The organism is candidate division WOR-3 bacterium, from assembly GCA_039803545.1.
GTDB lineage: Bacteria > Hydrothermota > Hydrothermia > UBA1063 > UBA1063 > UBA1063.
The window spans coordinates 692715-704729 of sequence record JBDRYS010000001.1 but is presented as its reverse complement, the minus strand read 5'-3'; the positions used below and the strand labels follow the sequence as shown (position 1 = coordinate 704729).

11 protein-coding genes are annotated in these 12015 nt (G+C 40.5%); 3 read left to right on the top strand and 8 right to left on the bottom strand.

From position 1 onward, the window contains the following. Positions 1–66: 66 nt before the first annotated feature. From ABIM45_03160 to gltX, 3 genes are read right to left on the bottom strand one after another with little or no spacing between them, the layout of a single operon-like run. A complete protein-coding gene (locus tag ABIM45_03160) occupies positions 67–1338 on the bottom strand; it encodes a Mur ligase family protein (protein MEO0238910.1) in 1272 nt (423 codons plus the stop codon). Next, positions 1328–1774 carry an NUDIX domain-containing protein gene (locus tag ABIM45_03155; GenBank protein MEO0238909.1) on the bottom strand — a complete coding sequence of 149 codons (447 nt, stop codon included), beginning with the start codon at positions 1772–1774 and terminating at the stop codon, positions 1328–1330. The genes ABIM45_03160 and ABIM45_03155 overlap by 11 nt, the downstream gene beginning before the upstream one ends. Then, positions 1771–3201: a glutamate--tRNA ligase gene (gene gltX, locus ABIM45_03150; GenBank protein MEO0238908.1), complete on the bottom strand. Its 1431-nt coding sequence runs from the start codon at positions 3199–3201 to the stop codon at positions 1771–1773. The genes ABIM45_03155 and gltX overlap by 4 nt, the downstream gene beginning before the upstream one ends. Positions 3202–3293: 92 nt before the next feature. On the opposite strand from gltX, the gene rbfA reads away from it, so the two are divergent. Genes rbfA through ABIM45_03135 form a run of 3 tightly spaced genes read left to right on the top strand, consistent with a single transcriptional unit; the run spans position 3294 to position 5339 of the window. Continuing rightward, entirely contained in the window at positions 3294–3596 is a 303-nt protein-coding gene (gene rbfA, locus ABIM45_03145; protein MEO0238907.1) for a 30S ribosome-binding factor RbfA, read from the top strand. Further along, positions 3571–4455: a tRNA pseudouridine(55) synthase TruB gene (truB, locus tag ABIM45_03140; GenBank protein ID MEO0238906.1), complete on the top strand. Its 885-nt coding sequence runs from the start codon at positions 3571–3573 to the stop codon at positions 4453–4455. The genes rbfA and truB overlap by 26 nt, the downstream gene beginning before the upstream one ends. Then, a complete protein-coding gene (locus ABIM45_03135; GenBank protein ID MEO0238905.1) occupies positions 4452–5339 on the top strand; it encodes a bifunctional riboflavin kinase/FAD synthetase in 888 nt (295 codons plus the stop codon). Before truB ends, ABIM45_03135 begins: the two co-directional genes overlap by 4 nt. Here ABIM45_03135 and ABIM45_03130 read toward each other — a convergent pair. From ABIM45_03130 to ABIM45_03110, 5 genes are all read right to left on the bottom strand, one after another. Further along, positions 5319–5567 (bottom strand): hypothetical protein, encoded by a 249-nt coding sequence (locus ABIM45_03130; protein ID MEO0238904.1) that lies wholly within the window; start codon positions 5565–5567, stop codon positions 5319–5321. The two genes, ABIM45_03135 and ABIM45_03130, sit on opposite strands and share 21 nt — an antisense overlap. Further along, positions 5560–6849 carry a phosphopyruvate hydratase gene (gene eno / locus ABIM45_03125; protein ID MEO0238903.1) on the bottom strand — a complete coding sequence of 430 codons (1290 nt, stop codon included), beginning with the start codon at positions 6847–6849 and terminating at the stop codon, positions 5560–5562. The genes ABIM45_03130 and eno overlap by 8 nt, the downstream gene beginning before the upstream one ends. A gap of 20 nt (positions 6850–6869) precedes the next feature. After that, a complete protein-coding gene (locus tag ABIM45_03120) occupies positions 6870–8684 on the bottom strand; it encodes a peptidyl-prolyl cis-trans isomerase (protein ID MEO0238902.1) in 1815 nt (604 codons plus the stop codon). Between the two features lie 93 nt (positions 8685–8777). After that, a complete protein-coding gene (locus tag ABIM45_03115; GenBank protein ID MEO0238901.1) occupies positions 8778–9929 on the bottom strand; it encodes an FAD-binding oxidoreductase in 1152 nt (383 codons plus the stop codon). Continuing rightward, the gene (locus ABIM45_03110) at positions 9919–12009 is read right to left on the bottom strand and encodes an FAD-dependent oxidoreductase (GenBank protein ID MEO0238900.1); all 2091 of its coding nucleotides are present in this window, start codon (positions 12007–12009) and stop codon (positions 9919–9921) included. Before ABIM45_03110 ends, ABIM45_03115 begins: the two co-directional genes overlap by 11 nt. Between the last annotated feature and the right edge of the window lie 6 nt (positions 12010–12015).

Below are 12015 nucleotides of genomic sequence, written 5' to 3'. Positions count from 1 at the left end.
ACCTCCCGTGTGGCAATTATAACGGGAATTATCAAATTTGTCAAGTTTATTATAAGTTATTGACTTTTAGAAACTTACGGACTGCACTATTGATTTTACTTCCCCTGAGAGATAAAAGGAACCAAAAACGAGGATTGTTTTACCTCTTTTCATTGCAATTTCAAGGGCTTGCTGTACACTTTTTGCACTTTCAATTTTTTCCCTTTGTATGCCGTTTTTTAAAAATACCTCAAGAAGCTCTTCACTTTGGAGTGCCCTTGGGCTTTGAGAGTTTGTAACAATGACATAATCTGGATCCACTCTTATTATCTCCCGTACAATTTTCTCATATTCTTTGTCTCTATTGATCCCAAAAATGAAGATACAATCCTTTCCCACTATTTCCAAGGTAGAACTGAGAAACTTTCTTACCGAGTCGAAGTTGTGGGAACCGTCAATTATAATGAGTGGATTCTCTGAGATCACTTCGAATCTTCCCTCGATTTTTACTTTTTCAAAGCTAAAGTTCTTAAAGCCAAGAACCTCAAGGGCCAGTGCGGAAAGTGCCATATTTTTTGCTTGAAAGGTGCCACCTTGATTCAAGGTGAGAATCTTTTCATCAAAAAGACCTTTGTATTTTATAACCGTTTTGTCCAATTTCGCTTCGATCAGTTTGTATTTAGCTTCTTGGTTTAATAGATACAATTTTGCGTTGTGTTTTTCACTGAATTCCCTTATAACCTTGTAAACTGCTGGATGCTGGGAGGCAACGACCACGGGGTTTGGGTTTTTAATTACTGCCGCTTTTTCCTTAGCAATCTGAGTCATTTTGTGTCCGAGAATATCCATATGGTCATAACTTATGTTGGTAATTATAGTTAGAATCTGATTTACAACATTAGTAGCATCGAGTCTTCCACCAAGTCCCGCCTCTAAAACGGCATAATCGACTTTTTCATCTGTGAAATAGAGAAAGGCCATCGAGGTCAAAGTTTCAAAGACGGTCTTAAAGCCCCTTTTGCCAACCAATTGAGGTTTTATAATTTCTACGTATTTTGCGAAAGTTTTTTCTGGTATCTTGATGCCATTTATTTTTATCCTTTCTCTGATATCTACGAGGTGAGGTGATGTAAAAAGCCCTACCTTAAAACCAAGAGATTCGAGACCTCCTGCGACCAGGTGGGCTGTGGACCCCTTGCCTTTAGTGCCAACGATTAAAATTGGTTGTGGGACCCTTAGGTGAGGGTTGTCAAATTCTTTAAGGAAATCGAAAAACGGCTCTAAAGATTCTACATACCCTTTCTTCTTCTCGTAGTCAATAAGAGAATAGAGAAACTGAACTGCCTCATTAAATTCCATGAAGTTTTTTGATGTATGTGTGAGCTTCCAGTAGGAGCTCCCTTGTGTTTTCAAATTTTAGTTTAATGTAGGCAAGCCTGAGTGGAAACCAACCAAAGTCTAAATGTTCCTTGGACAGTTTTATGGGTTCTTTTCTGAAGCAACGTGCAAGAAAATAATGAACATCCTTAGTAACCTCAACATTATCTTTTACAAAAGTGTAGCTTAGAACTTTGTGAAATCCATCGATGATCTCAAAGTTTTCAATCCCCGTTTCTTCAATCATCTCTCTTTTAGCGGCGGTAATAAGGTTATTATTGTCCTTGTGTTCGATATGTCCTTTGGGAAAACTCCAGTGGGTTGGGTGCCTTAATAGCAAATAGAGAATTCTATCTCTATCGATGGTATAAACTACAAATCCGCTTGATACTTCTTTTACCTTTTTCACTGGTTTCATGATTGGAAGAGCCTTTGAATCCCTATGTTGATTTTTCTAATGCAAACTTCCTTTCCCAGGGCCTCCATCAATTCAAATAAGCCGGGTCCAACGGTTTTACCCGTTAGTATGATCCTCAGGGGGTGAATAATGATTTTAGGTTCGATTTTCTCTTCATTCGCAAAGCTTCTTAAGGCAGTCTCTATATTTTCTTTGGTAAATCCTTCAATGTTTTTTAAGACTTCAGAAAACTTTGTCAGGTAAGTTTTGATTTCAGGACTTGAAAGGTACTTTTTGACACCTTCTTCATCATACTCGATGTCGTCGGTGAAGGCAAATTTGCAGGCGTCGGGGAGTTCTGATAAGATCTTTATCCTCTCTTTGTAGAGTTTAAGCAGGTTTTTCAGAAGGGTTGGGTCTATTTTCTCTATGTCAAATCCTTTTTCAACAAAGAAGGGCTTTGATAGTTCAAAGAGTTCTTCTTCCGTCTTTTGTCTTATATAGTAGGAGTTCATCCAGTAGAGTTTGTTGAAGTCAAATACAGATCCCCTCTTACCTACTTTTTTTAGGTCAAAAAGTTCAATCATTTCCTGGAGGGATATAATTTCCCTGTTCCCTCCAGGTGACCAACCGAGAAGGGCAAGGAAGTTGACAAGGGCTTCAGGGAGTACGCCCATTTTCCTGAACTCAAGTACCGATGTTGCTCCGTGTCTCTTTGAGAGTTTTCCCTTACCATCCGGTGCAAGAATTACGGGAAGGTGGGCAAAAATGGGTGGTTCCCATCCGAAGGCCTCATACATAAATACATGGTATGGAGTACTGGGTATCCATTCATCTGCCCTCATTACGTGCGTGATTCCCATAAGATGGTCATCCACTACATTGGCTAAATGATAAGTAGGATATCCATCGGATTTGAGAAGGACTATATCCTCCAGTTCTGAGCCATGCACTTTAATGGTTCCCCGCAAATAATCTTCAAAGACGATTTCCTTATCTAAAGGCACTTTAAGGCGTATCACGTAAGGCATTCCTTCCTTTGCCATTCTATCGGATTCTTCTTGAGTAAGGTATCTACATTTCCGATCGTATCCCGGTTTGAGTCCTCGTTTCATCTGCTCTTGCCTCAATGCTTCAAGTCTTTCTTCAGAGCAAAAGCATCGGTATGCATACCCTTTCTGCAGTAATATTTCCGCATGTTGCCTGTATATGTTTATCCGTTCACTCTGGAAGTATGGTCCTTCATCCCATTGTAAGCCGAGCCATTTCAAACTTTCCTGGATATCTTCTACAGAGCCCGGAACGTACCTTGTTCTGTCGGTGTCTTCTATGCGGAGTATGAAAACCCCTTTGTTTTTCCTCGCAAAAAGCCAATTATATAAAGCTGTGCGCGCCCCTCCTACGTGTAAATAACCTGTAGGTGAAGGTGCAAAGCGGACCCTTACCATCAATACCTTCCTTTTGTCTAAATTTTAAGGCAATGGCTTACGACATTCAATTCTTATTTGGTTTTTCGAATTTTGAAAAGTATAATTTAAACATGAAGCCATTCAAGAGAAGTGAGCGAGTTGCCCGTGAAATTATGAAGATTTTACAAGAGGCTATTTTGCTCGAAGTTAAAGATCCGCGTTTGAGCAGACTTACTATTGTGAGAGTAGATGTTTCAGGGGATTTGAAATTGGCTAAAGTTTATTATGAATCTTCCGTGGAGGATGTAGAGAAAGGTCTGGAAAGTGCCAAAGGGTTTTTAAGGAGCGTAGTTGCAAGGGAGTTAAATATAAGGTTCACTCCTGAGCTTGAATTTATTAGGGTCGAAAATGGATGGATTTCTCAATATTTATAAGAAAAAGGGCCCCACTTCTTACGATGTTATAAGAGCCATTAAAAAGCATTTGAAAATAAAGAGAATAGGCCATGCTGGAAATCTTGATCCGATGGGAGAAGGGGTTCTTGTTGTTGGCATTGGAAAGGCCACAAGATTTCTTGAATTCATAATGAATGAAACCAAAGAGTATCGGGTCAAAGTAAAGTTTGGCATTTTAACTACTACTCTTGACTCTGAAGGAGAAGTGATTCAAGAGATGCCTGTTCCTACCCTCGATCGTGAGAAACTTTTAAGTGTTCTTGCTCAATTTCAAGGGGAAATTAAACAGGTCCCCCCATCCTTTTCTGCCATTAAGTTTGAGGGGAAGAGACTTTACGAGTACGCGAGAGAAGGTGTATTTTTGGTCCCCAAACCAAGAAAGGTAAAGATCCATAAGATAGATTTGCTCGAGATAGGGAATGATTACATTCTTATTGATGTAGAGTGCTCGTCTGGAACCTACATGAGATCCTTAGCCAGGGATATTGGTCAAAAACTCGGGACTGTGGCGATTGTTGAGGATCTTACAAGGCTAAGGGTAGGGGATTACAGGATTGAGAATGCAGTGCAAATAGACGATGGTAAAAAGTTAATCGAATCAATTATCCCAATACACGAGGGATTACCTATGAAGACTTCAGTTTTCCTTAACCCCTCAGGGGCTACGATGTTCATGAATGGTAATAAGGTTCCAAGACGTTTTATTTCCAGGTTGTCGCAGGAAGCAAGGGCATTTTCCCTTGTAAAAGTCTTTGATAACGAAAATAATTTTTTGGGAGTAGGTTTCCTTACATGGGAAGGTTTAGAGCCCAAAAAAGTTTACATACCTGAAGAATGAAATATTCCTGCGTTACCATTGGTACTTTTGATGGAGTCCATATTGGACATAGGGAAATTGTAAGCACCACTTTTAAAATTGCAGGGGCATTGAATTATGAACCCTTGATTCTTGTGCTTAACTACCCCCCGAAGTTTAACCAGATAAATTCCGAAAGGTTTCTCATAACTACAGAAGAAGAGAAGGTTTCATTGTTAAAGGAAATTGCTGATGGGAATGTGGAAATTCTCGAATTTACGAAGCAGATAGAGGAACTGGAACCTGAGGAGTTTTTAAACCTTTTAAAAAAGCGGTATTATGTCAAACATTTAGTTATCGGATTTAATCACACTTTCGGAAAGAATAGAAAAGGGGATGTACACTACTTATCTCAGGTAATAGACAAATTTGACTTAGCAATGACCATTGTTCCACCAGTGAAGATCGAGGATAAGGTTGTAAGCTCTTCCCTTATAAGAAGTCTACTTTATGCTGGAGATGTTAAGTTGGCCTCTAAGTGTCTTGGCAGATTTTACTCTATTTCTGGCATTGTTGTTAAAGGTGCTGGAGTAGCAAGGGAACTTGGATTTAGAACGATAAACTTAGATATACCAGAAAAAAAGATAGTCCCAAAGAGTGGAGTTTATGCCGTCATTGTCTCCATAGGTGGTAAGAACTTTTCAGGTGCCTGTTATATAGGTGAGAGTCCAACACTGGGCCTTTCAAGGTTCAGCATTGAGGTCCATCTCATCAACTTTGATGGTGAACTGTACGGGGAGCTGGTAACTATTCAATTTGTTGATTTTCTGCGAGATGATATGAAATTTTCCTCTATTGACGAGCTTAGAAGTCAGATTTCAAGAGATATAGCTACTGCTGGGAAGTTAATTTCGCAGTTCCTTTAATCTTTGTTCTAAAATTTTCCTTTTTCCTTCTTCGGTAAGCATGTACTCTTTTCTAGCGATGACTGTTAATAACCGTGCCTTGATGTGAAGAGCATCTTTTTGATACTTTTTATAAGTTGCATCAGTATTGAAAAATTCAATAAGGGCACCTACGTAATGGTAAAGCACATAGGCTAACGCTACGTAAATTATATATCGCAGCAGTTTTTTCTTTTGAAATTTAGTCAAATCGTGCTTGATTTTTTACAGCGTTAAGTCCTGGATAAAAGGCGTTCTTTCCAAGTTCCTCTTCAATTTCGAGAAGTCTATTGTACTTTGCAATTCTTTCCGATCTTGATAGCGAACCGGTTTTAATCATACCGGTATTCATTCCTACTGCAAAGTCGGCAATTGTAGTGTCTTCTGTCTCTCCAGAACGGTGCGAAACTACGGCGGTGTATCCTGCTGAGTAAGCTAATCTCACAGTCTCAATGGTTTCTGTGACGGTTCCGATCTGGTTGAGTTTTATAAGGATGGAGTTTGCTATTTTTTCTTTGATTCCTTTTCTTAGAATATTTGGGTTGGTTACGAAAATGTCGTCACCTACTATCTGAATCTTATTTCCAAGCTTTTCTGTGATTTTTTTCCATCCTTCCCAGTCTTCTTCAGCCAGAGGGTCTTCTAAGCTAATTATTGGATATTCTGATACGAGTGCCTCATAATAGGAAATCATTTCATCTGAAGTCAACTTAGCGCCTTCAAAGTTGTATTTTCCGTTTTCGTAAAATTCGCTGGCTGCCGAATCTATTGCAAGATAAATATCCTTTCCCGCTTTATATCCAGCGGTTTCAATGGCTTCCAGCAGGGTTTCAATGGCTTCTTTTGCGGTTTTAATTTGAGGTGCGAAGCCACCTTCGTCACCGACGGAGGTGACTTGTCCCTTGGACTTTAAAATCTTTTTCAGGGTTTGAAAGACTTCAGCACCGTATCTGAGGGCCTCTGCAAAGGTTGGTGCTCCAGCAGGGACTATCATGAACTCCTGGATATCGAGTGGGTTGTCTGCGTGAACCCCACCATTGATGACATTCATAAAGGGAACGGGCAGGGTTTTCGCATTTATCCCGCCGATGTACCTGTATAACGGGATTCCAATGGAATTGGCTGCTGCTTTCATAACGGCTATGGAAACACCCAAAATGGCATTGGCCCCGAGTTTCGATTTATTCTCAGTACCATCTAAATCTATCATGAGATAATCTATTTCTGCCTGGTCAAAGGGTGACTTACCGACGATTTGTGGTCCTATGATTTTATTCACATTTTCAACAGCCTTTTTTACACCTTTTCCACCATATCTTTTCTCGCCGTCTCTGAGTTCCAAGGCTTCCCGTGTACCGGTCGATGCGCCGGATGGGACCATAGCTCTTCCGATGGTCCCATCATCCAAAATACAATCCACCTGAACTGTGGGGTTCCCCCTGGAATCGAGAATTTCTCTTGCTTTAATTGCCTCAATTTTTACCTTTTTCATTTTTGCTCCTCTTGTTTTCCTTAGTACTGATAAAAATAGCTTCTGTAATCCTTGATATCACTTATGTCTATAAACTTTTGCTGGAACTCTCTGAAGGTGAAATCCCAGATTCTTGAATAAGGACCTACGGAGTACTTAGAATTATTTTTGATTTCTTCCTCTGTAGGTTCTATTCTTTCCAGTAATTTTACAATGTAGCCACCGTAAGGCTTAGAGATGAACGGTCCATAAAGTTCACCGGTTTTCTTTAGAGAGTATATGAAACCACTGAATTTGATGTCTCTGCCGATGAAGGGCGATGGTATGGTTTTGGCTGTAAAGTAAGAAGTAGTTTCTACAACACAAGGGATAGAGAGTTTCCCGGGAATAGAGTCTAAATCTACACCGCTCCTAACAAGGTTCATTGCCTTCTGCAGTTCTGCAGAAATAAGTTCCATCTTTTTATCGGAAATGTACATGCCCTTTATCCTGGCCCTAACTTCGTTGTCTTCAAATTCTGGTATGGTGCCTTTGTCTTTCTTATAGAGGTAAAAAACCTTGTAGGTATTCTCGTCCTTTATTACATCGGAAATACTCTTCTTTCTCGATTCTTTAACGAATCTCCTAACGGTTTCGTTTCGGAAGCTGACATAAGGAATGAAGAATCCATCGACATTGAACTCTTGAGTATCAAAAACCTCTAAGTTAAGCTCTTTTGCCGCCTTTTCAAATCCCTTCTTTTTTGCTAACTCAAGAAATTCCTGGGCCTTCCTGTAGACTTCCGCATAGGTATTCTCCGAAGGCTTAATTGCTGCATATATGTCTTTTACTTTGATGCTATCCCTTGTTTTTTCTTCTACTTTGAATAGATAGAATCCGTCTCTGAATTTAAAGGGTCCCGCTACTTCATTAACTTTTAGTACTGTGAGCGCCTTGTAAATTGTATCGAATTTTGTATCGTTCTTTCTTATCCAGCCAAATTCTCCTTGATCATCGGAGAAATCCCTGATAAGGTTTTCAAAGGTTTCTCCCTGTTTGTAAAGGTCGAGGGCGGTATTAATTCTATCAAGGGCTGTTGCAGTATCTTCAGAAGTGGGGTTTACATTAAAGACTACGAGTTTCATTGCAGCCCTTGGAGGTCTCTTGAACTTGTCTTTATTTTTCTTGTAATATTCCTGGAGGTCCTTTAGTTCAACTGGTATCAGGCTGTCTGGAATCTGAAAGGCTTTAATGCCGAGATACTTGATTTTGAATTTTGTGTTTTCCAGTTTATAAAGTTCTGCTTTCTCCGCTTGTGAAATATTGAAGGACAGCGCTACATCTTGATTTGTCAATTCTTGTAGCAGATCTAACCTTATTTTCATAAGTTGGTTTACCACGTAATCCCTATTTCTCGGGTCCTTTAAAACTTCAATGTATTTGTTTTGATCGAATTTGCCATTTGTGTAAAAGTTGGAGTCGTTAAGAACCTCCGCTGGTGGGTTCATAACCAGGATCTGAGTGTAGACATCGTTGGAAAATATCATTTTTCTGTATTTTTCGTCAAACCTGGATAGCTTTATTCGCCTAACAACGTCATAGAAGTTGTATTCTCTAATGTTGTTAAGTTCGTCTGGAGTTAAATTTTTATTGGGCCTTGTTCTTAAGGTCTCTTGAACGGCAAAGGAAACCATTCTTTCAAAGTCGGTGTAATTGATTTTTACTCCTTCAATTTCTGCCATTACACCTTTTTGCCACGGCTTTTGCCTGCCGCCGAAGCCTGTGAGGGCAGCTCCCAATTCAAAGAATAACCATGCTATAAAGGCGATAACTACGATCCACAGGATAGTCTTCGTCGAGGCTCTCAGTTTTTGCATGAACATAAAAAATACCTCCCTTTGTTGATAAGTATAAAAAGAGAACGGCGCTTAATCAAGGAAAGGTTAAACTTTTTGTATTTTGATTCTGTTTTATTTCAACAATTCCTGGACGCCAAAATCCCTGTAGGGTGAGAACTCTTTTAAAATTGTATTTATTTCTTCGCTGGTTTTGCCTTCTAAGTATTCGCTAATGTAATATCCAAGTCCAGGTCCCAACATGAATCCTTGACCGCACATACCGACAAGTTGGAGGAAGTTTTTATAACCTTTGAATCCAACGATGGGATTCCCATCAGGGGTCATAGGATACACGCCTCTCCAGGTTCTTCTAACTCTTATGTGTTTCAACTTGGGCATAACCTTTATCATACGCTTTGCAACCATTGGGAGAAATGCCGAGGTTTCTCTCAGGTCTGTCCCCCATATCGGTGGGTCTGGGGTTAGGCAAAAGATGATCTGCCCTGTTTTGTGCTGGTAGAAGTAGAAGTTCTTGCTCCCTTTTTCAGGTTTAATATCTACGATCATTGGGTTTACAAATCTTTCTACGGGTTCAGTAACACCTCCTTCATGGGAATCGGGTGTAACAGGCAGTTCAACACCAGCGAGTTTTCCAATTTCTGATGCATTTCCCCCTGCACAGTTTATAACTATATCTGCATTGTAAGTCCCATTCGCAGTTTTAACGGCCTTTATTTTTTCTTTATCGGTTTCAAACCCCGTTACTTTTTCGCGAAATTTAAAAATTGCACCGTATTTTTTTGCATGTTTGTAAAAACTTTCAATGGCAAGGAGTGGAGAGGCACTTCCATCCCGCGGAGAATAGGTTCCTCCCAATAAGCCTTCTGGATTTAGGCCGGGAATGATGTTCAAAATCTCTTCTTTCTCGTAAAAATCAATTTCCAGGCCGAATTGTCTTTGATATTTGACCAGTTCCTTTAAAGAGTTTTTATCTTCTTCCCTGTAGGTTACGAAGGCATAGCCGCCTTCGTAGTACTCAATGTCGTCTCCCGTTTCCTTTTCCCAGTTTCTAAAAATTTCGAGGCTTTTGAGACCCACCAGAATTTTTCCTGGTGAAGAGTGAGTAGCCCTAATTCCACCAATGGCTGCTTTATTGGATCCTTGTCCAGGGGAAGCTTTTTCGTCAATCACTAAGGTTTTGAATCCTTTTTTGGCTAAAAAATATGAAAGGGGACCCCCCACACTTCCAGCGCCTATAATAACAACGTCGAATTTATTGCTCATTTTTCTTCTCCTTCGCACCTGCTAATGTTCCAAGGGTAACTTCCATAAAAAGAGGCCTTTTTTCCCATTCGATGAATTCTCCCTCTTTTACACCCTCTTCTTTGAATAACCTCTTGATGAGATTTGTGCAGGTTTTCCCCTGGCATGCCCCCATTCCTGCTCTTGTTAATGCCTTGATTTCGTTCATATCCCTCACACCTTCTCTAATGAGCTTTCTAATCTCACCCGCTGTTACCCTTTCGCATCTGCAAACGATTGCATCATCAGGGATTGCTTCAACTGGTTCTTCATCAAAGGTTGGTGTTTCAACAATTTTTATGCCGCTCACCTTTTCCGCAATTTCCCGTGGCACTTTTACCTTCACTAATTTGGTTTTCACGGGGATCGTCCTTACCTTTTCCACGAATCTGAAACTAATAACTTCTCCTTTTCCAAGGACATTTCCCAGTCTATCAGTAAGTTCTACAGTGTCACCAACTTTAATTTTGTCATCGCCAAATTCGAAAGGTAGCGTGACGATGGGGTCTTCACCTTTTCTGAAGTCAACGAGTGAAATCGCAAGGCCAGGGCATATAGCAACGCACATCTCACATCCTATACATCCGCCTTTATAAACAGGGGGATTCAAAATACTGCCTTCAATAACGATACTATTTTTGGGGCATATGGTGGTACAGGGGTTGCAGGGAATTTCTTGAACACAGTTTAAAACAGGGTAAACGCCTTCTTTGATTTCGGGGTATTTCATTTCATAGATCTTTCCAGGTCTCGACTTCAAGACCTTCTGGGTTTCATACAATTCCTGAGGAATTTCACCTTCGTATAAGCCAAGTTCTTTTAAGATTTCGTAGCCTTTTATCTTGCCAGAAAAGATCGCTGAAGAGGCCTCGGCAATTTCCTCTGCATCTCCAGCAGAATAAGCTTTAAGGCCAAATTTTATAGCCTTTTCGTAAAATTCGCTTACTGGATCAAGTCCAACGGCAACAAGAACAGTATCGCACTTAAAGGTTTTCTCTGTACCGGGAATTATTTCGGATTTTTCGTTTACCTTAGCGATGGTAATCGCTTCCACCCTCTCAGTTCCATGGACTTTGACAACGGTGTGAGAGGTGAAAACAGGAACCCCCAATTTGAGCAGTTTTTCTTTATGGACACTGTAGCCGCCCACTTCTGGCATTATCTCACACAAGCCTACCACATTGATTCCCGCCTGAAGGGCATGATATGCTGCAATTAGTCCTACATTGCCTCCACCAATTACAAAAAGGTTTTCGGCTGCCTTAACAAGGTCTCTGTTTACAAGGGTTTGGAAGGCTCCTGCCCCGTAAACCCCGGGTAGGGTATTTCCTGGGAACAATATCGACTTTTCCCTCGCACCTGATGCAACGAGCAAAATTTTGGGCTTCACAAGAACGTATTCTCTCTGGTCTTTCAGAATGCCGACTTTTTTATCAGAGAATACCCAGATAGCAACAGAATTTAACCATATATCGATAGATGGAAAGCTTCTTACTTCCTCTTCCAATTTTCTTGCAATGTCAATACCTCTCATCCCCGCGTAGCATGCTTCTACAGAACCGAAGAACTTGTGAGTTTGAAGCACGAGTTTTCCACCCAGCTGATTTTTATCGTCTACTATAAGGGTTTTTACATTTTTTTCACCCAGTACCGTTGCTGCTCTGAGTCCCGCTGGGCCCCCTCCAATGATCAGCACGTCGTATTCGTACTCCGGAATATCCTGGAATTCAACCTTTGCGTCAAAATCCCAGTCTGGCAATTTAGGCAATTTCTCCAAGGGATATACTTCCATTCCTTCCTTTACAAGAGTCATACAGGCTTTAACAGTGATTCCATCGGCAATAACTTTACATTGATCGCATTGCCCGTTGGCACAAAAAATGCCAAGGGGGGCCCCATCCTTTTGATGTTTTCCAAAAACTCTAATTCCATTGGCGTAGAGAGCGGAGGCAATGGTCTCTCCCTCTCTCGCTTCCAGCGTTTCGCCGTTAAATTTAAATTTTATGGTTTTTGCAGGGGTTATTTTTAAGATAGGATGTGCAGTTATCCTAAAGTTTTTCATTAGCTA